Genomic DNA, 23,815 nt, shown 5'->3' on the forward strand with positions numbered 1-23,815 from the left:
GTTATACCGCCCAGGCACATTATGGAAACAGTGCAAAGGATCTGGGTGAGTCCGAATGCGGCATCCCGAGGCCAGACGGGCGACCCGATTGCGTTTTGCATGCTCGCCGGCCGGCAACGTATCAAGCGGCGTCAGGTGAGATCATGTGCCGATAATGTTCGACATTGTTTTGTCGCAAATCTCTGCTTCTCATTCGATACTTCATATCGGACCTGACGGTCTTCTATTCTCCTGTCATATCGTTACCATCCGTTCAGGCCTGTCTTTCGCAGCAAGAAAGGCGGCGCCAAATAATTCGCATTGCGAATGGAGGTGGCGTGCGGTGAATCTGTTCGAAGCCATGCGCATCTACGTCAGGGTGGTTGAGCGTGGGAGTATCTCCGGCGCGGCTCGGGACCTCAATATCGGGCAGCCGGCCGCAAGCGAACGCATCGAGCGGCTGGAGAAGTACCTTGGCTGCCGGCTCCTGCTCCGTAGTGCACGCGCTTTCAATCGCACGCCCGAAGGCGTCACCTTCTACGACTGTAGCAAGAGGATTCTGCACGCCGTGGAACAGGCGGTCGCTGAAGTGTCGAGCGACGAGCAGGGTCTCAAGGGAACGATTCGCATCGCGGCGCCCCACTGCTTTGGCGAGACGATCGTGCCAGAAGCGTTGACGCTGGTGCGGGCAAGCTATCCACAGCTGGATCTGGAACTGGTCCTGAACGACCGGATCGTCGACCTCGTGACGGAGGGCGTCGATATTTCGTTTCGTCTTGGGCAACTTGGAGAAGGGGCATTCATTGCCCGTCGATTGGGTCAGGTTGGGCGCGTTCTTGTTGCGGCGCCAGGCTATCTCAGCCAGCACGGTCCGATCACCGAGCCGTCTGAGCTGGTCAAGCACCCGTTCATTCGGGTCCAGGGCATGTTCGGCACCGACCAGTTGCCGCTCAGGCACGTGGCGACCGTTGTGGAGAGCGCGTCGATTCGTACCGCAATCAAGACCAGTCATTGGCGGCCCATGTATGAAATGATCCTTTCGGGTGCCGGCATCGGAGTGCTGGAAGAGCCGGCGTGCGTCGATGCGCTCGCAGCGGGCAAGCTGGTCCGAATCCTGCCGGCTTTCGACGTGCCGCCATTCGAACTGAATCTCCTGAGTCAGACACAACGCCAGATACCCATGCGGGTACAACTGATTGTGACGATGCTAAACCATTGCACGCCGGAAATCCTCGGTAGAGCGCGCGCTGAGGTCAAGGCCCAGTCCGACCGATACCATGAATCGGAAACAAACAAATGGCACGCGATGCGAAAGTCACTATCTTTGATAGACAACGTTGGCGAGTCAAGGAGCTATCAAATGGCACAACAGTTGATCGTCGCGGTTTTCGACAGTGTGGACGTCGCCGAAAGAGCCGGTCGGGATTTCAGGAATTTTGAGGAAAAAGACCTTGGTTTCAAAATCGAGAGCGGCGTGCTGGTTCAAAAGGACGCCACGGGTAAGCTGATCCTGCTCGACAAGCAAACCCGGCCGTTTTGGGGCACAGTGATCGGTGCGCTGACGGGCGGTTTGATCGGGATGCTTGGCGGACCGGCAGGGGCGCTACTTGGCTTCACGATAGGGGCAAGCGGTGGACTGGCCGAGCACGCGATCAAGGACACGTTCGACGACGATCTGGTCGCATCGATATCCGGCAAACTGACCCCTGGCCACGTGGCATTCATCCTCGAGGCGCAGGAGGCGTCACCGTTTGAAGTCGACAATATCGTGCTCGGTTATGGCGGGAGCGTTTTGCGCAAACCACTTGCCTGACCGGGTGCATTCTTCAGGAGTAACCGGACATGGCCGTATCTACCGACGAAGCTATCACCCGTGAAGCGATTGAAGGGCTCTATCGCGCCTTCGAGCAGAAAAGCGTCGCGTTGTTACGAAAGGTCGTTACCCCTGATTGGGAATATATTCCCGAGCCCGTCGGGGTGGCGCCGGGACCTGACCAGATGGTTCAAATATTCGCGAACATCGCCACAGCACTGCCGGATATGAAAATCACCATTCTCGACGTGTTGATTCATGGGGACCGGGTGGGCGTTCGCGCAGAGATCACGGGCACGCAAACCGGGACACTACTGGGCATTGCGGCCAGTTCCAAACACATCAGTTTCGCAATTCACTCTTTCCATCAGATGCGCGGAAATTTGATTGCGAAGACGTGGCATCTCGAAGACTGGCTATCGGTGTTCCGGCAACTTGGACAGTTACCACCAACGCTTGAGCAATCTTGAGTTGCGCGAGGACGGACGCATAAGCGCCGGGGAAGGTGCCGATGCTAGTGATGCATGGCGGCAGCGACTAGAAGATGAAACGGGAGCACGAGTAGTGCCGTTCCGCCGACGCCAAGCAGCCACAATGCAACGAACCACAGCAGGCCGTGGCGAGGCGTCTTACGGGTATCACGGCTTACCTGTGACATGGCATGGCTCCTGTCAGCTAGTGCTCTATTTGCCTGATTCATTCTAGGCGAATGGACTGCCCGAATCCATCTAAAAGCAAACGAGCGAGGCGCGCCGAAGGATTGACCTTCGCCGCGCCTCGCTCTGCTTTGGATGCCTGCACGCCAGGATGCGTTATCCGCATCCTGATGCGTCAGAACCGGTGCTGAATCCCCGCCGTGACACCCGCTTGCGTATCCGCCGCGCCAGTCAGATCACGCGACAGGCTGACCGCGTTGTCATGCTTGGCCATCGCATAACCGCCCGCCATATACAGCACTGTCCGCTTCGACAATGCGTACTGCGCCCGCAGAGAGAACAGTGTCGGATCGGCGTCGCTCGCGTCCTTGATGTCCTGATGGTAGACCGCGGCAAACAGCGAGAAGAACGGCGTCACATCGTATTGACCGCCGACCCAGTACATATCGCTGCGTAAGGTCGGCGCGGCGGTGTGGAAGGTGCGCCGATAGTTGCGATAGCCGGCCATCGCCTTCACCGTGCCGAAGTCGTAGCTCAAGCCGGCGTGGATGCCTTGAATGTAGTTGGTGGTATCCGCGGGCGTCACGCTGTCGTTCGCGCCGTTCTGCCGGTCGAAGGTGGCGACGACGGCAAACGGACCGCTCTCATAGCCGAGACCGAAGTCGTACTTGGAACTCGACTTCATGCTGCCCGGCACGTTGCCGAAGCCGTACATGGCGCCGAACTTGAACCCGGCGTACGTGCCGTCATAGCGCACGGCGTTGGCCGAACGCGAGAACAAACCGTCCTTACGACCACCGGTAGCGGTGGATGACGTCGCCCATGAGTAGTTCGGCGCGTAACCCATCGGGTCGAACTGCAGCATGTAGTCGTAGGTGGTCGTGAAATTGCGGCCGAGCGTGATTTGCCCGAAGCGATTTTTCAGGCCGATCGTGGCGCGGCGGTCGAAGATTGCGCCGGGGCCGTCGTCGAACTGGCCGTTCGCGACGTTGATGCCGCTCTCCAACTGGAAGACCGCTTTCAGTCCACCGCCAAGATCTTCGACACCACGCAGACCCCAGCGCGAGGTGTTCTTGCCGCCCGAGACGAGGCGCGCGGCGCCGCCGTCCTTGCTCGCGTGATTCACGTATTCGACGCCCGCATCGACGATCCCGTACAAGGTCACGCTCGATTGCGCATGGGCCGTTGCTGCCCATCCGGCGAGGCCGGCGCACGTCACGCCGAGGGTTGCCTTTGTCATGCTCCACTTCATCAACAGTCTCCTGTGCTTGGTTTATTCACTTCGGTTGGGGATACGGTGCGGCTGGGTCCATCAGCACGTTTGAACTCGCTTCAGCTCGCCTGTGCGAACGCCCAGCAGTCGTTGGCGGGGAATTCGATCCAGTGACGGCCGGCTGCGCGCGGCACATGGCCGAAGGCGCGCAGGCGCAGATCGCCGCAATGGAACAGGTATTCCCAGCGGTCGCCGAGATACATCGACGTGATGAGTTCCGCTTCGAGGCGGTTTGCACCTGGGCCATCGGCAACCTGCACGCGTTCGAGGCGAATCACGGCCTGCGCGTTTTGCCCGGTGGTGAGCGCTTCGCGCGCCTGGGCTTGCAATTGCCAGCCGTCGCCGGTCAGCGTCACGCGTTCGCCGTCGACCGCGGCAACGCGCGCGTCGATGCGGTTATTGCTGCCCATGAATTCGGCGGTATAGAGCGAGCGGGGCGCGCCATAGAGTTCGGCGGGCGTGCCTTCCTGTTCGATGCGGCCGTTGCGCAATAGCAGGATGCGGTCCGACATTGCCATCGCTTCGGTCTGGTCGTGCGTGACGCACAATGCGGACAGGCCGAGCGATACGATCAGCTCGCGCAGCCAGGCGCGCGCTTCTTCGCGCAGCTTGGCGTCGAGATTCGACAGCGGTTCGTCGAGCAGAATGACGGGTGGGTTGTAGACCAGCGCCCGCGCAATCGCCACACGCTGTTGCTGGCCGCCGGAAAGCTGGTACGGATAACGCGCGGCGAGGTGGCCGAGGCCGAGTTGATCGAGTGCAGCCTGCACGCGTTTTTTTTGCTCAGCGCTCGATACGCGCCGCAACTTCAATCCATAGCCGACGTTGTCCGCCACCGTGCGATGCGGCCACAGCGCGTACGACTGAAACACCAGCCCAAGTGAGCGTTGTTCGACCGGCAGATCGACTTTGGAAGCACCGTCGAAAAACACCTTGCCGTCCAGTTCGATACGGCCCGAGGAGGGCTGCTCCAGCCCCGCGACCGCGCGCAGCAGGGTGGTCTTGCCGCTGCCCGATGCGCCCAGTAGGCACACCACTTCGCCGGGGTTAAGTTCGAACGACACGCCTTTCAGGATCGGGTTGTCGCCATAGCTGAGAAACAGGTTGTCGACCGAGAGCTTATCCATGCAATTTCACTCCGAAGCGCAGGGCGACGCCGAGTCCGACGCCGACCATCGCGATGTTGATGACAGAAAGCGCCGCGACCTGATCGACCGCGCCGGTCGCCCACAGCGATACCAGTAGCGCGCCGATCACTTCCGTGCCGGGCGAGAGCAGATAGACCGCGGTCGAGTATTCGCGCTCGAAGATCATGAAGATCAGGAGCCATGCCGCGAGCAAACCGAAACGCACAAGCGGCAGCGTCACATCGAGACTGACGCGTGCCCGCGTGCCGCCGACGCTGCGTCCCGCTTCTTCGAGTTCGGGGCCGACTTGCAGCAGCGCGCTTTGAATCAGGCGCATGCCGTACGCGAGCCACACGACCGTGTACGCGATCCAGATGCTCCACATGGAGTTCTTCAGTTCCTTCAGGCCGGGCACGAAGAGGAAGATCCACAGGAACGCGAGACCGGCGAGCAGGCCGGGCACGGCGCGCGGCAGCAGCACGAGGTAGTCGAGCAGGCGCGTGGCCCAGTCGTTGCGGCGATGGCCGGCAAATGCGACCAGCGAATAGAAGCCCACTGCAAGCGCGCCACCGATCACACCGATGCCCAGCGTATTGAGAATTGCGCGGACCAGGTTGTCCTGTTCGAACAGTTCGGTGAAGTTGGCGAGCGTCAGCACTTCGGCGAGGTTCACGCCTTCGCCCCAGTTGGTGACGAACGCGCGCAGCGTGATGCCGGAGAGCGGCACGAACACCGTGAGCAGTAGCCACAGCGCGACGATCGCCAGCGCAACCCAACGCCATGCGCCGAGCGGCAGCACGGTCTGACGCCCCGCCTTACCCTTGACCGTGACAAAGCGGTTCGCGCTCTTCAGCAAGCGTCGTTGCAGCAGCACGAGCGGGAACGTGATCGCGACGATGCACACGGCGACGGCGGCCATCAGGTGATACGAGGGCACGCCGAGCTTGTTGGTGAGCTTGTACAGATACGTCGCCAGCACGAGGTGTCCTTCGGGGTCGCCGAGTACGAGTGGCAGGCCGAACACTTCGAAGCCGAGGAAGAACACCAGCACGCCGGCGAATAACAATGCTGGCAGCGTCATCGGCAGACTGACGTCGAGCGCGACACGGAACGGTCGCGCACCGGCGACGCGCGCTGCTTCTTCGACATCCGAGCCGAGATTGCGCAGTGCCGCCGACGAATACAGGTACACGTGCGGCACGTGTGTGAGTCCAACGATCACCGTAATGGCGAGAATCGAGTACACGCTCCATGGCGCCTCGGCGGTGCCGAACAGTTCCTTCCACCAGACTGAATAGAAGCCGACCGGACCGGCCGCGACGACATAGCCGAATGCGAGCACCATCGGCGAAACGAATACGGGGGTGAGCAGCAGCGGTTCGAGCCAGCGGCGGCCGGGCAGGTCCGTGCGTACCATCAGGAACGCAAGAATGCCGCCGAGCGGGATCGAGATGAACAGCATCCCGGCCGCGATGATGAAAGAGTTCTTCAGCGCGGACCAGAAGTCGGGGTCGCTGAAAATGAATTCGAAGCCGGCAAGACCGAGCGTGCGTTTGGCGTCGAAGAACGGCGCGTTCAGCACGCTCTGGAACAGAATGAAGCCGAGCGGCAGCGCCACCGCGACGGTCAGCACCGCGATGACGAGCCAGCGCAGCAGCCCCGCAAACGGCTGCAGACCGCCGCGCGGCAGTGCGCCTATCGTGCCGCCGTCGGCCGCGAAAGGTGGGGCATCGCGGTGTCCGGTTGCGCTAGTGGAAAGCATGAGTGTCCCCCTGCAGCGTGAAAGCCGCATATCGACAGGTAATGAAGGAAGGCGTGGCGTCCGCGCGTTTCAGCGTGGACGCCGTCAGGTCAGCCGAGGCTTAGCGCTTGATCGACTGCTGCCATTGCTTGAGGAATTCAAGCCGCTTGGACTGGTCGAGATACACCAGCAGGCCGAAGCCGATCGGGATCGGCTTGAGCGAGTCGCCGAGTTGTTTCGTGAGTCCCGCCATCGACGTTTCACCGTCGACGTCCGCGCGAATCGAGAACAGGCTCGCCTGGTTCGCGAGCAAGGTCTGACCGCGTTGCGACAGCAGGTAATCGACCCAGAGCTTCGCGGCGTTCGGGCTTTGCGCCTTCTTCGAAATCGTCACGAGGCGGCTCACCACCAGCGTGTAGTCTTTGGGATAGACGTAGCCGATCGACGGGTCTTTCTTCGCTTTGGTGAGGGCGTACGAACCGAGGATGTTGTAGCCGATCAGGTTTTCACCCGAAGAAATACGCTCCATCATCGCGCCGGTACTCGATTGCAGTTTCGGGCCGGTGGCGCCCATCGCTTTCACGAGGTCCCATGTGACTTGCGGATTGACGCGCGCGTCTTGCGTCAGATAGTTGAAGCCGACGCCGGATTTTTCGATATCGTAAGTCGTGACCTTGCCTTTGAACTGATCCGGCTTGCTTTGCAGCAGCTTGATCAGATCGGCGCGGGTTTGCGGCACTTCGCCGGCGGCCAGAAGGCGCTTGTTGTAGACGATCGCAAGGGGCTCGTACGTGGTGCCATACGCCTGCTTCTGGTACTGCGCCCATTGCGGCAACTGCTTCGCTTCAGGCGATTCGTAACTGGCCATCAGACCGTCGTTGACGAGCTTGACCTGCAGGTCCATCGCCGAGCTCCACAGCACGTCGGCGCTGGTGCTGCTGGCCGCGTTTTCGCTGATGTAGCGGTTGTACAGCTCGGTGCTGTTCATGTCGTTGTACTCGACCTTGATGCCGTACAGGCTTTCAAAATCCTTGATGAGCGGGCGCACGAGAGCGGTGTCCGTGACCGAATACACGATCAGCTTGCCTTCCTTCTTTGCCCCGTCGACGGTGGCCTGATAGTCGCTGGGATAACCGGCCGGAAAGGCCGCCCATGCTGAGTTTGCGGCGAATGCAACGGCTACGGCGAGATACTTCAAAGAGATTTGCACGTCTTCCTCCAGAAAACATTGTGTTTGTTTTGTGTAGGCGAATGGTAAGAGACGCTTGCTTTCTGAATGCTTTCAGTTTTCGAGGAAAATGCGTCACAATGGTCGAATTCGCCTCATGGATTTCCCTGGGATTCTGTTTATGCGTGTGCTGCTCGTCGAAGACAATCCGATTCTTTCCCGCTCGCTAACCGATGCGCTGACCAGCGCGAAACTCACCGTCGATTGCATGCATGACGGCGAGTCTGCCGACCATGTTTTGCGCACGCAGGACTACGCGCTGGTGATTCTCGATATCGGTTTGCCGAAGCTCGACGGCCTCGAAGTGCTGCGCCGTTTGCGCGCTCGGCGTAACGCGGTGCCGGTGTTGATGCTGACCGCGCATGGTTCGGTGGAAGAGCGCGTGCGCGGGCTCGATCTCGGCGCCGACGATTACCTCGCCAAGCCCTTTGCGCTCACCGAACTCGAAGCGCGTGCGAGGGCGCTGCTGCGCCGCAGTCACGGCCAGGAACCGCTGCATGCGCAATGCGGCACGCTGCTTTACGACAGCGTCGACCGCGGCTTCACGCTCGACGGCGAGCCGCTCGCATTGACGCCACGCGAACGTTCGGTGCTCGAAGTGCTGATCCTGCGCAACGGCCGCGCGATCAACAAAGACACGCTCTCCGAGAAAATCTTCGGGCTCGATGAATCGGTGAATGCCGATGCCATCGAAATCTACGTGCACCGCTTGCGCAAGAAGCTCGAGCGCAGTTCGGTCGGCATCGTGACGCTGCGCGGGCTTGGCTATCTGCTGGAAGCGAAAGACGCATGACACGGCCGAATCTGCGCGTTCGCGTCGCGCTGTGGTTATTGCTGCCGCTGCTTCTGCTGCTTGCCTTCGATGCATGGCTCACGTATCAACGTGCAATGAACGCGGCGCACGCGGCCTTCGATCGCACGCTGGAGTTTTCACTGCGTTCGATACGCGACGGCATCCGTTTGCGCGACGCTCAGATCGAAGTCGATCTGCCGTATCTCGCGCTGGAGATGTTCGAATCCAACGGCGGCGGCAACATCTACTATCAGATCCGCGAGGAGGGCGGCCGGGTAGTGACCGGTTATCCGGATCTGCCGTCAGGCACGAAGGCGCTTGCCGAGCCCTACAGTGTGCAGTTTTATGACGACGTGTTTCGCGGACGGCCGTTGCGTATCGCGATGCTGAGATTGCCGGTCCACGACGTGCCGTCAGCGCAGACGCGTGTGGTGCTGGTGCGGGTCGGCGAAACGATCGAGCAGCGCCAGGCGTTGGCGCGCGAGATTCTGATCGGCTCACTGCAACAGGAATTCCTGCTGGTGGTGCTCGCGCTAGGCATCGTGTGGCTGGGGGTGGCGCGCGGCTTGCGGCCGCTGAACCGCCTGTCGGCGAAAGTCGCCGCGCGTGCCGAGGACGATCCTACGCCGCTCGATACGGTGGGCCTGCCGAGTGAAGTTGCGCCGCTGGTCGATTCGATCAATCAGTACATCGGCCGCACGCGGTTGATGCAATTGTCGCGCAGGCGATTCTTTAACGACGCCGCGCATCAGTTGAAGACACCGCTCGCGGTCATTCAGGCGGAGTCGGAGCTGGCGTTGCGTGATATCGATGGTGGTGATGAGCCCTCGAACGGTAATGGCCGGCAAGGCGTGCATTTGCGGCGGCTGAATCGCGCGGTGCAGCAGGCGGTGCGTATCGTGCAGCAATTGCTGTCGCTTTCGCGGCTCGATGCGGACAGCGGTTATACGGTCAAGCATGCCGCCGTGCCGTTGCATAAAGTGGCGCGCAGCGTGACGCTCGACTGGTCGCCGGTGGCGCGCTCGCGTGGCATCGATCTCGGTTTTGAACAGGACGTGCGTATCGACGTGATGGGCCAGACCGATCTGCTGGCGGAACTGGTCGGCAATCTGATCGACAACGCGATTCGTTATTCGGGCGATGGGGCGGTGATTACCGTACGCGTTGCATGCGAAGGTGAGCAACCGTTGCTGCAGGTGATCGATAACGGGCCGGGGATTGCCGTCGGCGAACGCGATGCGGTGTTCGAGCGGTTCTATCGCAGTGAAGCGACGCAGACGGTCGAGGGCAGCGGGCTGGGGTTGTCGATCGTGCGGGAAATCGCACGCGTGCATGGCGCGGAGATTGCGTTGAGCGATGCACCCGGCGGTGGGCTGGTGGTTAGCGTGCTGTTTCCGGCGTTAAAGTCCGCGTGACGATCACGCGGCAACCGCAACCGCAACCGCAACCGCAACCGCAACCGCTATGCGCGGATCGCGAAGCTCCGCGCGTAAGCCTTGGATGCCGTGTCGCTACCCCACACCTTACCGTCGATCAGCACTTGAGAGCGCTCATCGCCCGGCACCGCTATGCCGACGCGTGCTGCCGCATCACGATACAACTCCGTCTGATTGATGTGCGCCGCGATTTCCGCGTAATCCGCGCGTGGGTCGATCATGCCCCAACGTTCGAACTGCGTGAGGAACCAGGCACCGTCGGTTGCTCGCGGATAATTCACCGCGCCGTTGTCGAAGAACCGCATGGGCAAACCCCGCGGCGCTGAGGCCGCGATCTCGTTGCCGAGCCGCGCCGCAATCAACGCTTCATCGATGCCGATAAATTCGGGCCGCGCGAGCCAGCGTGCAATCTCCTCGCGATGCCCCGCGCCATCGAGCCAGCGGCACGCTTCGAGCATTGTCTGCACCAGCGCCCGCGCTGTATTCGGATTCGCGCTGACAAAATCGCGCCGGCACGCCAGCACTTTCTCGGGATGATCGGGCCAGACTTCGCTCGTGTAAGCGACTGTTCTGCCGACACCTTCCGCTTCTGCCATTGCATTCCACGGCTCGCCGACACAGGAGCCATCGAGCCTTTCTTCCGAGAGCGCGGCGACCATTTGCGGCGGCGGAATCGCGACGCTTTCAATATCGCGCAACGGATGCACGCCTTGCGACGCGAGCCAGTAGTACAGCCACATGGCGTGCGTGCCGGTGGGGAAGGTCTGCGCGAACACCGGCTTGCGTCCGAGCGTCGCCAAAGCCTTGGGCAAGGTGCCGTGTTCGGTTAATGCATCGGCGAGACGATTCGAGAGCGTGATCGCCTGGCCGTTGCGATTGAGCACCATCAGCACGGCCATATCCGTTTGCGGGCCGCCGAGGCCGAGTTGCACGCCGTACACGAGACCGTAGAGCACATGCGCCGCATCGAGATCGCCCGACAGTAGTTTGTCGCGCACGGCGGCCCATGACGGCTGGCGGCACAGCTCCAGCGTCAGTCCGTGGGCGTGGCCGAATTCGAGCAGCTTTGCGGCGACGAGCGGTGCGGCATCGGCTAGTGCGACGAACCCGAGCCGCAAATGGGTTTTCTCGAGCGGCGCAGGCGCGGACGATGGGGCGAGGGAGCTGGGAGAGTTCATGTGCGGCGCTTCATTTGAGCGAGTCGGCCGCTGCGACGACGGCGCGCGCGACTTCGGCGAGTTTGACGCCCTGGTTCATTGCGCGCTTGCGCAGGTTGGCGTAGGCGGCGTGTTCCGTGATCTTCAGTTGATCCATCAGCAGGCGTTTGGCGCGATCGATCAGCTTGCGTTCGGCGAGTTCGTTTTCGACTTGCGCGAGGCGTTCGCGCAACTCCGATTCCTGTGCGAATCGTGCGAGTGCGACTTCGAGGATCGGCGCCAGTCGTTCCGTGGCGAGCCCTTCGACGAGGTAGGCCGTGACCCCGGCGCCGACCGCGTCGCGGATCAATTGCTGGTTCGCGTCGTGACTGAACATCAGCACCGGACGTGGCGCGGTGGCGTTCATGACCGCGAGTTGTTCGAGCGTGTCGCGCGACGGCGATTCCGTATCGATGATGATGACGTCGGGCCGCTCGCTCTGGACCACGCGGTGGAGCGCTTGCGGCGTCGCCGTGCCGGCCAGCATCTCGTAGCCGAGTCGTGCGAGGGCGTCGCGCAGATCGCCTATCGGCTTGTCGGTATCGGTTACGAGGAGAACGCGCAGCATGAGGTGTGGTTTATCGACGGCTGGCTACTGTTAAAGCAACGTGTATGCCAGTGCGAGACGATTGCGATGAAGACAACGCAATCATGGGCTTACAAACAGTGTAAGCCACAGGAGCTGCACCCGTACGGGGCATGCACAAGGCATGCACCGAAGTGGCGCATGAGGTATGAACATTGTTTTAATGAACGCGAAGGCGGGCTGCCGGGGCGTCACGCCACACTTGCAACGCGGCCCGCACTTCATTGACAACGGGATCCCACTTGCCCAGTTCCTGCAGCCGGAATAGACGCATTGACGGATACCATGGGCTATCGGTTCTGTTGGTCAACCATCGCCACTCGGAGTAGGCGGGTACCAGCACCCAAACGGGAAGTCCGGCCGCACCGGCAAGATGCGCGACCGACGTGTCGACGGTAATCAGAAGATCGAGCGTTTGCAGTATTGCCAGGGTGTCAGTGAAACTGTTGATTGAAGGGCCCAACGTGTGCAGGTCGTATTCATGCGCCAGGCTTTCGCTTTCACGCTCGCGGTTGCCTTTTTGCACGGAATACCAGGTCACCCCGGCAAGCCCAAACAGGGGCCTTAGCGCATCGAGCCGGATTGACCTGTAACGGTCAAGAACATGGTTCGGGCTACCTGCCCAAACGACGCCGACGCGTCTGTTATTGGAATGTCTTCTGCCCGATGAAATAGCATCGATACGAGCCCGCCATTGGCGCGGCTTATCGGGTGGCGCCGTCAGATACGGCATAGCGACGGGGAGCATCGATATATCGAGTTTCATATGCTCCGGCATCCTTAGCATGTGGCACCAGTAGTCGTAAGGTCCGGACGGCATCGTTGTGAATACGGCATGCACGCCCGTCATGCTGATCGCCAATTCCGCTATCGGCCCGCTTACCAGCACATCGACCGTTGCCTCCTGGCGATGCAGCCATTCGGCAAATCTGATGAACTGTATTTCGTCGCCGAGCCCCTGTTCACCAACGAGCAGGAACCGGCAACCCGCAACGGGTTCCCCGTTCCATTCGCGGAAGATGGGCCGGACTTGTTCGTTTTGCCTGTCCGGCAGATCGTAGAACCATCTGTACCGCTTCCAGCCTTCTTCGAATTCCCCGAGCCCAAGCAGCACGCCCGCAAGATGGAATTGCATGTGGGGGTTATCCGGCAGAAGCCGTGCTGCTTCCATACTATGCGGCCGACTTTCGGCGATTTTTCCGCATATGCTGAGTGCGCGTGCCGCGTTGTGATGCAGGAGCGGATGGTGCGGATCGATGGCGAGACCTTGTCGGGCGACACTGAGCGCGTCATTGAAGCGATCGCTTGTGTTCAGTACGAAGGCCAACGCTTTTAGAGCGTTGGCATCGCCGGCAAAGCGGATTCTTATCTGCGTGATCGCATTGGCAAGCTCGTGCATACGGCCGGATTTTGCGAGTACGGCGATCAGGCCGAGTCCATCGTTCAGGCTGGCCGGTTCGAGTGTCCATGCGCGGCGCCAGTAATGCGCCGCGCTATCAAGTTGCCCGAGTTGCGCATGGATGCGGGCCAGGGCGCGAATCGCGTGATGCAGCCCCGGTTCGATTTCAATCGACTTCTCGTAGTGAGTTATCGCCTCCGTGAGGTGGCCGGATAGCCGCAGGCAGTCGCCGAGGTTTCTGTGGAGACTGGCCGTACTGCCAGCCAGGATGATTGCGCGACGATAGAACGCTTCAGCCGATTCGTGCTTGCCTGCCAACGCTGCAAGCAGGCCCGCGTGCTCCCATAGTTCGGCCCGGTCAGGGGCGGCGTGCAGTGCCTGCTCGAGGTAGCCGTGGGCTCGCTCCATGTCGTTCGTATGAACGCAAGCGAGTCCCATGCGGTGCAGCGCGTGAGCGTCGCGTGGACGCACGCTTAGCACCTGCCGGTAAGCGACGATCGCCTCTGTCATCCGTCGCGCGGAAAAATGCACGTCTGCACGTGCGATGAGCGCGTCGACGTCTGGGTCATCGTTATTGAAACGGGGGATTCTGAACATCGACAGGAGGTCCTGGGGCAAGTTTGTCGAGCGCGGGAAGTCGCCCCTGCGATCCGCAGCAGGGGGACAGTGTCATTCCGTTGGCAGAGGCTTATTGTGTATAAGTTGCCAGAATGGAAGCACCCCTGACGGTTGAGTTAGGGACACTCACTATGCCGTAGTAAGTCCCGGGCGCCGGGTTGGAGAGCGTGCAAATTGCATTCGCACCTTTGGTCCAGGCGTTCCCGCAGTCAGGACGGAGCAAGGAAGGCGTGCCGGCCCTGAGATACAGCGTTCCGGTTTCGCCGTTGGCGCCGGGTGACAGGCTAAAAGTGAGGCTCTTTACGCCCGCTGGAACGTCCAGTGCGAAATACCGCATATCGCCAGGGTTCGCCGAAAACGTCGTCGGAATATTGGGGCTGATATCCGTAATAGCCGGTGGCAAGACCTGGAAAGGGCGAGTCAGCCGGCTAATGGCCCCGGTGTTATCCGTCACGGTCAGTGTGATTTCGTAAATACCAGGATAGTCATAGTTCGTGGTCGGATTGACTGATTGCGTACGTGTGAAATCAGGGGCTCCAGCACCGAAATTCCAGGACCATGACTTGATGGGCACACCCCTCGCAGTAGAGAGGTCGGTACATGACACCTGCATCACCGCTGTATGCTCAGAGCATTTGAAATCCGCCGCGGCTGGAATCTTTCCGGACCTGGCTGCAACGACGGTTGCGTTCGCATCCAGAATGCCCTGCCCGAGCGGTCGATCTGGCTGACCGGTGGGAAAGGGCTGTGCATTCTGCGAGAGCAGGGTTCGCATTTCAGCGGCGCTTAGGGGCGAGGGAGCGGCTGACTGGGCGAGCGCGATCACAGCGCTTACCATCGGTGTCGCCATCGAAGTGCCGTTCATGAAGGCATACGCTTCGGCCCCCGGCGCAGTTGTTCCGCTGTTGTAGGTGGACCAGATCGAGTCGGCCGGCGCAGCGATATCGACCCCTGCGCCGAAGTTTGAACCGATCCACCTCGCACCATAGCGATTGCTACCGCCGACATTGATGACGTTGCGGCAGTTAGCGGGCTCAAAATTTGTTGCGCTGGCTTGATCGTTGCCCGCCGCCGCGGCGACCACAGCCCCCTGACTGACTGCATAGTCGATCGCGTTCTGAAATGTCGTTTCGCAGAATCCGCTACCGCCGAGGCTCACATTGATGATCCTGGCCGGGTGGGCGTTGGCGGGGACGCCCGGAACACTCCCGCCAGCGGCCCATACGATGCCGTCGGCGATATCGGACGTATAGCCTTTGCCGCACCCGTTCAGCACCCGGACCGGGACGACCTTTGCAGCAGAAGCAATGCCGGCGATACCCAGGCCGTTATTGGCGGGCGCGGCCATGATGCCCGCGACATGCGTGCCGTGCCACTGGACCGAGCACGTCTCTGTTGTGATTCCCGGATTGCTGCCATTGCCGCCCCGGTTATACGCGGTGAAATCGTACCCAGGCAGGATATTGGCATCCAGGTCGCTATGACTCGTTACGCCGTTATCCACCATCGCGATCACGGCCCCCGAACCGCTAGCAATATCCCACGCGCCCTCGGCCCGTATTCCCGGGTAGGGGGTAGCGGGCTTCAGGTTCGAGGCCAAACTCCACTGCCTGAAATACTCCGGATCGTTCGGAACCATGGTTGTCGACATTTCCGTATCCGGTTCGACAAATTCGACGTTGGGGTCCGATGCGATGGCGCGCATGAATGCTTTCGCCTCCTTCGCCGTCAGCTTGCGCTCCGTTGTCACCACGTCAGCGCCGATGCCCATGCGGCGCATGTGGCGCGCCTTCGACGGGAAAGCATTCGCCAGCCGGTTAAGTTTTGATTGCACCGCCGATGCTGCTCCGCGCTCGGCGGTGCCGGTTTTGTACTTGATGATGAAGCGGTCGCTGGACACATCTGGCGACAGGCTGCTCGTATTCATCTTCAGCGCTGTTTGCAGTGGAACGGTGTTTGAGCTGGCGGCGTTTGCCGCAGCAGCGACTGGCTCCTTAGCTTCGGAAGTCGCGTCGCTGGCGTTGCTTCCGCCACATGCTACGAGTACCAGCGAAAGCGAAATACAGGCAGCGCATGCCAACGCATAGCGCGCTCCGGCTTTGGACCGCAGCGCGCTAATGGAGGCGGTTGTTCTACGAGAGTCGTTCCGCACGCTCTCATCTTTCTTTTGTTTCACGGTTTTATTCCCGGTACGACATACAGAAATGATTGCCCCTGTTTTTGTGAAGTAGTCGTACTGCGGTCATCAGCGGTGCCAAAGCCATAGGTCGTCATTTGGCCAGCCGGCACAGGTTGTTTTTTTGTACCGAGTTAAGATTCCTAACTAATGACCGTTGGTGACGGCTGCCTGGTACGCGACCTTCTGCGGCTGTTAGTCAGCCGGTCAGGTTCTTATGTTTGAACGCTATAGATAGCTTGATGAAGAGAATAAATAGCCTGATTAATATAAACAATCAGGGCTTTCTATTTTTCGGTCAGAAAATTTACCGGCCGTGTAAGGCCATCGACGCGCGTCCACGCAGCATGCCAACGCATCAGTTCCATTTCGCGTAACTGCGAGGCGAAAAGAAGACACTCACGACGATCATGGCGGCAACGCTAACGGCCAGCATGACCCAGGCGGCGCCGAACCCGCCAGTCCAGCCCCGGACCATGCCGGCAAAAACGGGCGTAATAGCCGCTACAACGAAGCCGACACCTTGCGTAAACGCGACAAGCTTTCCTGCCACGCTGTGGTGTGCCGAATGATCCATAGCGGTAACGAGCGTCAGCGAGAAGGTCCCGCCAAGCCCGGCGCCGGCAATGCCAACCCACACCAGCGGCGCGGCATCGGGCCAGAAGATCAAGCCAAGCAGGCCGACCAGTTGCGCCGACAATCCGAGGATCAACCATGGGCGCCGATCCCGGAACGGTGCGGCAGCAAGAGGCAGCAATAAGGCCGCCGCGGCCTGAAACACCGTCATGCCGGCAAGGAGCGAACCGCTCTCCGCGACACTCGCGCCATGCTGTTGATAGAACGCCGGCAACCACGCGACGAGCGTCGTATACCCACCGTTAACGATCCCGAAGTACAAGCCAAGCGTCCACGCGCGTCGCTTGCGCCAGAGCGAAGAAGCGATCGCATCTGCCGGAGCGGGCTGTGCCGCAGGGCCGTGCGAAGGTCCGCGGTTCAACCCCAGCCAGCACAGCAAGGCCACGAGAGCGGGAATCGCCCATACCGCGAGCCCCGCATGCCACGACCCCGTCGCTGTGCTTACCCACGGACTCAAACGCGCCCCGAGACCACCGCCGCCCATGATCGACGCCGAGAAAACCCCCATCGCCAGCGGCACGCGTGCAGTGAAAAGCTGCTTCAGGACGGCGGGCAGCAGCGCCTGAATCGCCGCGACACCGACGCCCGCGAGCGCTGCCGTCGCAAGGAGCGCAGCGCCGCCGGCGGTCGACCAGCGGGCGCCGCAGGCAAGCGCGATCGCCAGCAAGCCGAGCGCAACGCCACGCGTTTCGCCGATCGACCGGGTTAGCGCACCCGCGCCGAATGCGCCGATGCCCATCGCGACGACCGGCAGGCTGGTCAGCAAGGACGCGCCGTAAAAGCTCAACCCGGTTGCGTCGCGGATCGTCGTCATCAAGGGGCTGATCGACGTCAGCAGGGGCCGCAGATTGATGCCGATCACGACAATCGCGCCCAGCCATAGCGCGTCGCGCCACGTGAGCGCGTGGGATGCGTCGTTGGCATGGGCTGGGGTCGGGCTGGCGCTGGAGTGCGAGTTCACAATGGACCTGAATGCGAGAGTGGGCGACACCTTGCAAGCGGGAAGAGGACGCTGCGGGGCGCTGCGTGACCGCTGGCGGCAAGGCGGATGACGAGCCGCGAACAGGGTGAAAAAGACCGTGCACGACTATTTTGGTTGACCATAATATCATGAGATGGTTAACCATTTTTCTGATGCCCGGTATAAGCCCAAGCGCCCGCGGATGGCGCCTGCCACCCCGCGTCGCTACAATGCCGGGCGATATCGCTCCGTTCTCCATTACTGAACTCATGGTCTCCCGTTCCTCGCGTACGCCGTCCGTCAGCACCGGCACACCCATCCGCAGCGCGCCTGAAGACGACTCGATCAGCGTCGAAGAGCGCATTTACGCGTCGATCACCGCGGCATTGCTACAGGGCCGTCTGCGGCCGGGCGCGCAACTGGTCGAGCGCGATCTCGCCGCGGCGTTCGGTTGTACGCGCGGTGCGTTGCGCAAGGTGCTCGCGCGGCTGGGTTTCGAAGGCAAGCTGGTGCTCGAGGCGAATCGCGGCGCGTTCGTGCCGTCGCCATCGGAGGAAGACATTCGTCAGGTGTATCGCGCCCGGCAGATTGTCGAGGCGGGTATCGTTGCGGCTTTATGCGGGAATTTGAGTGCGGCTCACAAGCGCCGCCTGCGCGCCCATGTGCGCAGCGAAGAGAAGGTGTCACACGCCGGCGCAGTCGAAGAATCCGTGCGGCTCGCAGGCCAGTTTCATGTGCTGTTGACGGAACTGGCGGGCGGGACGGAATTGCTCGGACTGGTTGGGCAACTCGTCGCAAAGACCGAGTTATACAAGGCCTTGTTCGACCCGTCGAAGGGTTCGGCCTGCTCCGCGGACGAGCATATGCAGATCATCGAAGCGCTCGATGCGGGCGACCTGCATGCCGCCTTGGCGGCGATGCGCGAGCATCTGTCGGAGCTGGAGGAGCGGGTGGTCGAACAGGTGCGCAAAAGCGCCGCCGGAGAGGATCTCGGTGCGGTGTTCGGGGTATGAAAAGGAAGCAACGGAAATTGCGCAAGGGTGTGAGACACCCGACTGCGGCAGGACGGGTCGAGGCGCCAGGCGTGCTGCAAAGCGCGTAACCCATGCGACGCCGCGGCGCGCCGCTCAGGCTCGAGTCAACGAATCAAGCCGGAGAAGGCGCGCGAAAGGCTTCGCGAACAACCAGATAGCAACAATTAACCACGCCCGGACCGGTCATGAAACAACTCAGGAAGCGGTCAGCGTGCCGCCAGCCTTAACGGCGACGGAATTGGGTATTGCGTGCGCCGCCGCCACCGGTGGCGCGTTCGTCTTTGTGACGGAAATTGATCCGGCCTTTGGTCAGATCGTAAACCGACAGTTCCAGCGTCACGCGGTCGCCCGCGAGAATACGGATGTGATTCTTGCGCATGCGGCCGGACGCGTAAGCGCCAACCACGACGCCGTTGTCGAGCGTCACGCGGTAACGACTGTCCGGAAGTACTTCGTCGACGATACCGTCAAGTTCAAGCAGTTCTTCTTTCGCCATGCATAACTCCTGGTCGATGGGATAAATGGGTGTTGGCCGCGCGGTTAAGCCTGGCGCAACATCTGATACGGTTGACAGTTGGCTTTCAGGCCAACTGCTGCGGCACCAGCAGATTCGCTGATAGTACCGCTCAAAGATCGGCGACGGACTGGCCGTCTACACGGCCGTCGATCAATTGCTCGGCGTGGGCCATGCACGCAATGCGCGCCTTGCCCGTGCCGTCGAACGGAAACAGATACTGCAGACGGAACACACGCCCGTCGGCTGCCGGATTGGCGCCCACGCGGCAGATGCGCACCGACGCGTCGTAACCTGCGTCCGGATTGCGGCCCGTCTGACCGTCCGCCGGGCGGCGCGGATAGACGAGCGGGTGAATTTCGTAACCCTTGTACGTCTTGACAACTGAATTCATGAAGCACGTGTCCTGTATTACGTGGCCGCCGTGTCACGCGTGTTACGCGCGGCACGACAGACCCGGCAGCGCAGCACCTTGGGGCGCGCCGCCATGGAAAAAGGTTGGCACAGGCCCGATGGCAAGGGCATGAGCGCGGCCGCGCAAAATCGCGGATTCGATGGAGAAGAAACACGCTGATGTCGCGCAGACATCGGGCGCGTAAATGAACCACTCAGCTGCACAACTCGCGACGGCGAATGCAGGCGGCGCATTGCCGGAGTGACGGGATCGCTGACAGGCAGCGGTCGAACAGTCGGGGGTGGTGCGGAGACGCCGATTGATACTGTGCTTGGTACTGCCGCTTGTATTCCCGCGCTGCATTCCCGATAGTGCGGATGCGGAATACAGCTATTCCAATATGATGCACTAAATGGGGCTAATTGGATAGCAAAAAGTTCCGCGCGCGGGCAAACCGCCCAGCCGGCGGGGCTTTGGGCGAAAAAGGGCTGCCGCGAACGGAGCGCCGGGGCATGAGCGGCACGCCGTGTATGAGACCGCGCCGCGAGGGTGAAGGCGGGCGAGCTTCAGCGGGTGGTTTCGGCGACGCGCTTTTGCAGCTCGCGTGAAGCGGCGAGCGGGATGCGCGCATCATCCCAGCCGGCGAGCCATTCGACTTCCTTCGAGGTAAAAATCTGCCCGTGATTGCGCAGCGTGTATTGCAGTGAATCGATGATGTGATTGCGGATGATTTCGGGCGTGCCTTCGTCATCGAGCACGGCGCGAAACGCTTCGAGCGTAGCCATCTGTTGCTCCGTGAAATAGTGGGTTCTTTTATCGCACGAAAAAAAAGCGCCCGCCAAGCGAACAAAAATCGGCGGGTGCGGATGCAACAACCGGAACAAGGCAGCAGCATGTCGTCGAGCGCCCATCAAGGCCCCGCGCGCGATGCGGCCCCGCAATAAAAAAGCCGCTGCGCGGGCGCCGTGCCGTCGCGGTCGTCGCTGGCGATTGGGGTCGTTACAATGGCGAGTTGCAGCGCGCGGCTGTCCGGCATTGTTGTGCTTGCCTCGGCTGCCGGCCATAACCTCGGCGTCCCTTTTTGCTCAATCAGGCTAAAGCGGCGCCGCCTCCCTGGAACACTGCGATTTCTCAATGCGCAAGACAACCGTCTCTCCTGTGAAAGACCTGCTGCTGGACCGCTACGCACCCATCGCAGACGGCATTGCGGCCTTGTTCTATCCGTGTGCCGAAGTCGTGATTCACGACCTGCGTGATCAGACCATCGCGTATCTCGTGAACAACCTGTCGAAGCTCGAAGTCGGTGGCCCTTCGGTACTCGATGAAGTCCACTACGCGGCGCGCGGCCGGACGATCGGGCCGTACGAGAAGCTCAACTGGGACGGCCGTCGCATGCGCTGCGTGAGCAACATCCTGTTCGACGACGAGGGCAAGCCGGCCGGCATGCTGTGCGTCAACTTCAACATCGCGGTGTTCGAAGATGTGCGCTCCACGCTAGATCTGTTCATCAAAGGCGGCAATCTGACAGACGCGCCCGCGGAAGATCTGTTCCGGGATGACTGGCAGGACCGCATCAACACGTTCCTGCACACCTGGCTGCGCGAGCGGCAAATCGGCGTCAATGCACTCACGCGCGAACACAAGCGGGAAATCGTCGAGGCGCTGCATGCGCAGGGCGCGTTTCGCGGCCGCAGTTCGGCGAACTATGTGGCCGCTGTGTTGACGATGGGGCGCGCCACCGTCTATAAGATTCTGAAGCAGATGAAAGAGGGCGGCTGACGCTTCCTCAGATCGCAGTGGGCTGGCGCTGCCCAGCGCCGGACCCGGCAGTGAGCCGATGATCAAGCTGATCAGCAAGGCCGATGCGCCCAGGAGATTGTGGCCGCCTTGCGCGAAGAATCGCTGCGTTCAGCTATGCAGTCCCATTTTGCCGCTCGCCATGGCTGCAACGCGGACCACGAGCCCCCTGGGAAGCAAGCGTGACAGCCAGGTCGCGGCTCGCACGCTGGTCCGCCCCGGATACGCAACCGCCTTTCTTTTGTCGAAGGCCTTGAGCGTTTCCTGAACGACGGACTCCGAGCTGTCCATGTCTTTCGGCGACACGTTGGTCGACACCCCGTCGAAGAAGCTCGTTGCCGTAGGTCCCGGACAGGCCGCCATCACATGCACGCCCGTGCCGACGAGTTCGAATTGCAGCGCCTCGCTGAAGAACAGGACGAAAGCCTTGGTCGCCGCGTAAGTGGCCATGTGCGGGAGGGACTGAAAGCTCGCGTTGGACGCGAGGTTGATGATGCCGCCCCTGCCGCGTTTCGCCATGCCGCTGCCAAACCGATGACTGAGAGCGACGAGCGCCTGAACGTTGACCTGAATCTGCGACTGCTCTTTCGTCGGATCGTGCGAGAGGAAACTGCCAGTCAGACCTAGCCCGGCATTGTTGACGAGCAGATCGACCTGAATGCCGCGGCGCTCGAGTTCCTCGCCGATCTGGAGGGCGGCGTCGGGATGGCTCAAGTCGATATTCAGCGCAACGGTTTGCACGCCGTGTCTGGCGGAAAGTCCTTCCGCCAGAGCCTGCAATGTGTCAGCAGAGCGGGCGACCAGCACAAGGTTCATGCCGCGTGCGGCCAGCGTCTCCGCAAAGACCTTGCCGAGTCCTTTTGAGGCTCCGGTAATCAGGGCGGTCGAGCCGCGATAGACAAACATGTTCTGCTCCTTGCTGCGGGGTGAGCCTGCATTTGCGTTGCGTGCGTCATCTCAGGTCGCCGGTCAACAGCATCGACTCGATGCTGAACGCCGGACTGTTCTGAGGACGTGACGCATTGTGCGAGCTGGAGCGTTTTTTGATAATTGGCGTGTCTTTTGAATCATTTTCAAAAAAAACGAAAAGATCGTGGGCCGCCTCACCACTGCATCGTCGTGTCGATTCGTGTTCCCCGTTTGATGAACAGGGTGACCGGCGTCTTCTCGCAGATTTCGCCAAGGCGCTTGCGCTGGCTATCGTCGAGAGGCCCATCGACGGAAACGGTGCGCCGAATGGTTTGACCGCCGTCGCGCTCGGCGTGCAATTGCGTGTCCACCTTGATCCGGCCGCCCGGCCATGCTTTTTTCTGCATGTACATCCTGAGCGTTGCAGCGGTGCATGCCGCGAGACCCGAAAGGACGAATTCAAAGGGAGCCGGGCCGGTATCCTGTCCCCCTTCGCGCGGCCCTTCATCACCGAGCAGGCTGTGTGTGCCCGCATCGATTTTGACGACATAGTTGGGTGAATCTGCGTCCGAGGTGGCGGTTGCGATCGCGAGAGTCATCATTGTCCTCATTGGTGTCACGTCAAAAGATTGAGCGCATGCCCATGCCACTGGCTGGGCACGCGGCGAAATGCGCGGGCGAAGGTTTCTCTGCAAGTGTTGGCGATAGCGTAAGCCTGCATCAGTGATCTTTCGGGGTCCAGCACAGGTTTACAATGACAGCCGCAATAAAACCACGTGCTCTGCTTCGGAGGACGTCGGCCCGTTTATAAAAGATTCCGTTGATCGGGACAGGAGTAGTTGAATGGTGCGTTATCGACACTACAAAGGCGGCATTTACGAGCTGGTTTGCGAGGCCACGCTGGAGTCCGATCCGACGATCACGATGATCGTCTACAAAGCCGGCAATGGTACGATCTGGACCCGTCCGGCTTCGGTGTTTTTCGAGCTGGTCGAAGTCGAAGGTATCAAGGTGCCGCGCTTCGCACCGATCAACTAGGCTGCCTCGTTCAGGCAGTCGTTATCGTCATCACGATTGCACTCGAAGAACGTGTGCCGCCAGGTCAATACAAACAGGAAATCTGAATGCGTCTTTTGCTTGCCATCATTCTGCCGTGGTTTCAGTTCTTCACGATCGGCCGGCCTTTTGCCGGAATCATCTGCCTGATTCTGCAGATCACACTGATCGGCTGGATTCCGGCTGCGATCTGGTCGGTGTATGCACTGAGCCAGTACAACACCGACAAGAAAATCGCCCGGGCGATGGGCAACGGTCGGTAAGGCTGAATGCAATGCGGGCAGCGCGAGGCGCAGTCCTCGCGCTGCTATATTTCGACCGCGTCCGGAGCCTCGATCACCACGTCGGTTTCCGCGATCGCCACACACGGCAGGATGTAGCCTTCCGCTTTTTCTTCCCGGCTGAGACCCGGCCATTCGATCGTGTAGCGCACGCGTCCCGCCGTCATTTTGCATAGGCAGGTGCGGCATGTCCCTGTCTCTTATACACATCT

Annotated in this window: 22 protein-coding genes and 3 pseudogenes; 9 read left to right on the forward strand and 16 right to left on the reverse strand. The window is 60.9% G+C overall.

Going from position 1 to position 23,815, the window contains the following annotated elements:
• Window positions 1-322 precede the first annotated feature (322 nt).
• The 3 genes and pseudogenes from FSO04_RS03790 to FSO04_RS03795 all read left to right on the forward strand — a co-directional run.
• Window positions 323-1,213 (forward strand): annotated as a pseudogene (locus FSO04_RS03790) (LysR family transcriptional regulator); the annotation flags it as partial.
• Window positions 1,214-1,540: 327 nt separating this feature from the next.
• Window positions 1,541-1,792: pseudogene (locus FSO04_RS48635) on the forward strand (DUF1269 domain-containing protein); the annotation flags it as partial.
• 29 nt (window positions 1,793-1,821) lie between these two features.
• Window positions 1,822-2,262, forward strand: coding sequence for an ester cyclase (locus tag FSO04_RS03795; protein ID WP_154558433.1), 441 nt, complete (start codon window positions 1,822-1,824; stop codon window positions 2,260-2,262).
• A gap of 44 nt (window positions 2,263-2,306) precedes the next feature.
• Here the strand turns inward: FSO04_RS03795 and FSO04_RS46250 are convergent, their stop codons facing one another.
• The 5 genes from FSO04_RS46250 to FSO04_RS03815 form a co-directional block, all read right to left on the reverse strand.
• Window positions 2,307-2,450, reverse strand: coding sequence for a hypothetical protein (locus tag FSO04_RS46250; protein ID WP_166618143.1), 144 nt, complete (start codon window positions 2,448-2,450; stop codon window positions 2,307-2,309).
• A gap of 173 nt (window positions 2,451-2,623) precedes the next feature.
• Window positions 2,624-3,700, reverse strand: a complete 1,077-nt coding sequence (locus FSO04_RS03800; RefSeq protein WP_154558434.1) for a porin — start codon at window positions 3,698-3,700, stop codon at window positions 2,624-2,626.
• An 80-nt stretch (window positions 3,701-3,780) separates the two neighbouring features.
• Complete coding sequence (locus tag FSO04_RS03805; RefSeq protein ID WP_154558435.1) at window positions 3,781-4,848, reverse strand: ABC transporter ATP-binding protein; 1,068 nt, start codon at window positions 4,846-4,848, stop codon at window positions 3,781-3,783.
• Window positions 4,841-6,610 (reverse strand): ABC transporter permease, encoded by a 1,770-nt coding sequence (locus tag FSO04_RS03810; RefSeq protein ID WP_154558436.1) that lies wholly within the window; start codon window positions 6,608-6,610, stop codon window positions 4,841-4,843. Before FSO04_RS03810 ends, FSO04_RS03805 begins: the two co-directional genes overlap by 8 nt.
• Before the next feature lie 100 nt (window positions 6,611-6,710).
• Window positions 6,711-7,799, reverse strand: coding sequence for an ABC transporter substrate-binding protein (locus FSO04_RS03815; protein WP_168435556.1), 1,089 nt, complete (start codon window positions 7,797-7,799; stop codon window positions 6,711-6,713).
• 139 nt (window positions 7,800-7,938) lie between these two features.
• Between FSO04_RS03815 and FSO04_RS03820 the strand changes: the two genes are divergently transcribed.
• Both FSO04_RS03820 and FSO04_RS03825 read left to right on the forward strand, forming a co-directional pair.
• Window positions 7,939-8,610, forward strand: coding sequence for a response regulator (locus FSO04_RS03820; protein WP_120345163.1), 672 nt, complete (start codon window positions 7,939-7,941; stop codon window positions 8,608-8,610).
• Entirely contained in the window at window positions 8,607-10,025 is a 1,419-nt protein-coding gene (locus tag FSO04_RS03825; protein WP_154558438.1) for a sensor histidine kinase, read from the forward strand. The genes FSO04_RS03820 and FSO04_RS03825 overlap by 4 nt, the downstream gene beginning before the upstream one ends.
• A 47-nt stretch (window positions 10,026-10,072) precedes the next feature.
• On the opposite strand, the gene FSO04_RS03830 is transcribed toward FSO04_RS03825, so the two are convergent.
• The 5 genes from FSO04_RS03830 to FSO04_RS03850 all read right to left on the reverse strand — a co-directional run bounded on the left by FSO04_RS03830 (window position 10,073) and on the right by FSO04_RS03850 (window position 17,618).
• Window positions 10,073-11,224: a CmpA/NrtA family ABC transporter substrate-binding protein gene (locus FSO04_RS03830; protein WP_154558439.1), complete on the reverse strand. Its 1,152-nt coding sequence runs from the start codon at window positions 11,222-11,224 to the stop codon at window positions 10,073-10,075.
• 10 nt (window positions 11,225-11,234) lie between these two features.
• Window positions 11,235-11,810, reverse strand: coding sequence for an ANTAR domain-containing response regulator (locus FSO04_RS03835; protein ID WP_054036012.1), 576 nt, complete (start codon window positions 11,808-11,810; stop codon window positions 11,235-11,237).
• 178 nt (window positions 11,811-11,988) lie between these two features.
• A complete protein-coding gene (locus FSO04_RS03840; protein WP_154558440.1) occupies window positions 11,989-13,824 on the reverse strand; it encodes a tetratricopeptide repeat protein in 1,836 nt (611 codons plus the stop codon).
• A gap of 91 nt (window positions 13,825-13,915) precedes the next feature.
• The gene (locus tag FSO04_RS03845; protein WP_154558441.1) at window positions 13,916-16,021 is read right to left on the reverse strand and encodes a S8 family serine peptidase; all 2,106 of its coding nucleotides are present in this window, start codon (window positions 16,019-16,021) and stop codon (window positions 13,916-13,918) included.
• A gap of 358 nt (window positions 16,022-16,379) precedes the next feature.
• On the reverse strand, window positions 16,380-17,618 hold the full coding sequence (locus FSO04_RS03850; RefSeq protein WP_168435557.1) for a cyanate transporter: 1,239 nt from the start codon (window positions 17,616-17,618) through the stop codon (window positions 16,380-16,382).
• Window positions 17,619-17,887: 269 nt separating this feature from the next.
• On the opposite strand from FSO04_RS03850, the gene FSO04_RS03855 reads away from it, so the two are divergent.
• Entirely contained in the window at window positions 17,888-18,631 is a 744-nt protein-coding gene (locus FSO04_RS03855) for a GntR family transcriptional regulator (RefSeq protein ID WP_154558443.1), read from the forward strand.
• 244 nt (window positions 18,632-18,875) lie between these two features.
• Here FSO04_RS03855 and infA read toward each other — a convergent pair whose 3' ends face one another.
• From infA to FSO04_RS03870, 3 genes are all read right to left on the reverse strand, one after another.
• Window positions 18,876-19,148, reverse strand: coding sequence for a translation initiation factor IF-1 (gene infA, locus FSO04_RS03860; protein ID WP_012427521.1), 273 nt, complete (start codon window positions 19,146-19,148; stop codon window positions 18,876-18,878).
• Window positions 19,149-19,278: 130 nt separating this feature from the next.
• The gene (locus FSO04_RS03865; protein WP_093635985.1) at window positions 19,279-19,560 is read right to left on the reverse strand and encodes a hypothetical protein; all 282 of its coding nucleotides are present in this window, start codon (window positions 19,558-19,560) and stop codon (window positions 19,279-19,281) included.
• A gap of 566 nt (window positions 19,561-20,126) precedes the next feature.
• Window positions 20,127-20,345: a hypothetical protein gene (locus FSO04_RS03870; RefSeq protein ID WP_028194708.1), complete on the reverse strand. Its 219-nt coding sequence runs from the start codon at window positions 20,343-20,345 to the stop codon at window positions 20,127-20,129.
• Between the two features lie 349 nt (window positions 20,346-20,694).
• Between FSO04_RS03870 and FSO04_RS03875 the strand changes: the two genes are divergently transcribed.
• Window positions 20,695-21,339 (forward strand): helix-turn-helix transcriptional regulator, encoded by a 645-nt coding sequence (locus FSO04_RS03875; RefSeq protein WP_154558444.1) that lies wholly within the window; start codon window positions 20,695-20,697, stop codon window positions 21,337-21,339.
• A gap of 129 nt (window positions 21,340-21,468) precedes the next feature.
• On the opposite strand, the gene FSO04_RS03880 is transcribed toward FSO04_RS03875, so the two are convergent.
• Both FSO04_RS03880 and FSO04_RS03885 read right to left on the reverse strand, forming a co-directional pair.
• Window positions 21,469-22,263, reverse strand: coding sequence for an SDR family NAD(P)-dependent oxidoreductase (locus tag FSO04_RS03880; RefSeq protein ID WP_154558445.1), 795 nt, complete (start codon window positions 22,261-22,263; stop codon window positions 21,469-21,471).
• A gap of 197 nt (window positions 22,264-22,460) precedes the next feature.
• Entirely contained in the window at window positions 22,461-22,865 is a 405-nt protein-coding gene (locus tag FSO04_RS03885) for an OsmC family protein (protein WP_154558446.1), read from the reverse strand.
• 244 nt (window positions 22,866-23,109) lie between these two features.
• On the opposite strand from FSO04_RS03885, the gene FSO04_RS03890 reads away from it, so the two are divergent.
• Together FSO04_RS03890 and FSO04_RS03895 are read left to right on the forward strand one after the other, a co-directional pair.
• Window positions 23,110-23,304: a DUF1653 domain-containing protein gene (locus FSO04_RS03890; RefSeq protein ID WP_154558447.1), complete on the forward strand. Its 195-nt coding sequence runs from the start codon at window positions 23,110-23,112 to the stop codon at window positions 23,302-23,304.
• An 86-nt stretch (window positions 23,305-23,390) separates the two neighbouring features.
• The gene (locus FSO04_RS03895; protein ID WP_028194701.1) at window positions 23,391-23,585 is read left to right on the forward strand and encodes a YqaE/Pmp3 family membrane protein; all 195 of its coding nucleotides are present in this window, start codon (window positions 23,391-23,393) and stop codon (window positions 23,583-23,585) included.
• Window positions 23,586-23,629: 44 nt separating this feature from the next.
• Here the strand turns inward: FSO04_RS03895 and FSO04_RS03900 are convergent.
• A pseudogene (locus FSO04_RS03900) lies at window positions 23,630-23,797 on the reverse strand (2Fe-2S iron-sulfur cluster-binding protein); the annotation flags it as partial.
• Window positions 23,798-23,815 lie beyond the last annotated feature (18 nt).

The sequence above is a fragment of the Paraburkholderia madseniana genome (genome assembly GCF_009690905.1).
GTDB classification, from domain to species: Bacteria; Pseudomonadota; Gammaproteobacteria; order Burkholderiales; family Burkholderiaceae; genus Paraburkholderia; species Paraburkholderia madseniana.

What these genes read in the sequence shown, in the direction of transcription:
- FSO04_RS03795 (WP_154558433.1), top strand. Translation starts at nt 1,822, where the DNA reads ATGGCCGTATCTACCGACGAAGCTATCACCCGTGAAGCGATTGAAGGG.
- FSO04_RS46250 (WP_166618143.1), bottom strand. Translation starts at nt 2,450, where the DNA reads ATGTCACAGGTAAGCCGTGATACCCGTAAGACGCCTCGCCACGGCCTG.
- FSO04_RS03800 (WP_154558434.1), bottom strand. Translation starts at nt 3,700, where the DNA reads ATGAAGTGGAGCATGACAAAGGCAACCCTCGGCGTGACGTGCGCCGGC.
- FSO04_RS03805 (WP_154558435.1), bottom strand. Translation starts at nt 4,848, where the DNA reads ATGGATAAGCTCTCGGTCGACAACCTGTTTCTCAGCTATGGCGACAAC.
- FSO04_RS03810 (WP_154558436.1), bottom strand. Translation starts at nt 6,610, where the DNA reads ATGCTTTCCACTAGCGCAACCGGACACCGCGATGCCCCACCTTTCGCG.
- FSO04_RS03820 (WP_120345163.1), top strand. Translation starts at nt 7,939, where the DNA reads ATGCGTGTGCTGCTCGTCGAAGACAATCCGATTCTTTCCCGCTCGCTA.
- FSO04_RS03825 (WP_154558438.1), top strand. Translation starts at nt 8,607, where the DNA reads ATGACACGGCCGAATCTGCGCGTTCGCGTCGCGCTGTGGTTATTGCTG.
- FSO04_RS03830 (WP_154558439.1), bottom strand. Translation starts at nt 11,224, where the DNA reads ATGAACTCTCCCAGCTCCCTCGCCCCATCGTCCGCGCCTGCGCCGCTC.
- FSO04_RS03835 (WP_054036012.1), bottom strand. Translation starts at nt 11,810, where the DNA reads ATGCTGCGCGTTCTCCTCGTAACCGATACCGACAAGCCGATAGGCGAT.
- FSO04_RS03840 (WP_154558440.1), bottom strand. Translation starts at nt 13,824, where the DNA reads ATGTTCAGAATCCCCCGTTTCAATAACGATGACCCAGACGTCGACGCG.
- FSO04_RS03855 (WP_154558443.1), top strand. Translation starts at nt 17,888, where the DNA reads ATGGTCTCCCGTTCCTCGCGTACGCCGTCCGTCAGCACCGGCACACCC.
- infA (WP_012427521.1), bottom strand. Translation starts at nt 19,148, where the DNA reads ATGGCGAAAGAAGAACTGCTTGAACTTGACGGTATCGTCGACGAAGTA.
- FSO04_RS03865 (WP_093635985.1), bottom strand. Translation starts at nt 19,560, where the DNA reads ATGAATTCAGTTGTCAAGACGTACAAGGGTTACGAAATTCACCCGCTC.
- FSO04_RS03870 (WP_028194708.1), bottom strand. Translation starts at nt 20,345, where the DNA reads ATGGCTACGCTCGAAGCGTTTCGCGCCGTGCTCGATGACGAAGGCACG.
- FSO04_RS03875 (WP_154558444.1), top strand. Translation starts at nt 20,695, where the DNA reads ATGCGCAAGACAACCGTCTCTCCTGTGAAAGACCTGCTGCTGGACCGC.
- FSO04_RS03880 (WP_154558445.1), bottom strand. Translation starts at nt 22,263, where the DNA reads ATGTTTGTCTATCGCGGCTCGACCGCCCTGATTACCGGAGCCTCAAAA.
- FSO04_RS03885 (WP_154558446.1), bottom strand. Translation starts at nt 22,865, where the DNA reads ATGACTCTCGCGATCGCAACCGCCACCTCGGACGCAGATTCACCCAAC.
- FSO04_RS03890 (WP_154558447.1), top strand. Translation starts at nt 23,110, where the DNA reads ATGGTGCGTTATCGACACTACAAAGGCGGCATTTACGAGCTGGTTTGC.
- FSO04_RS03895 (WP_028194701.1), top strand. Translation starts at nt 23,391, where the DNA reads ATGCGTCTTTTGCTTGCCATCATTCTGCCGTGGTTTCAGTTCTTCACG.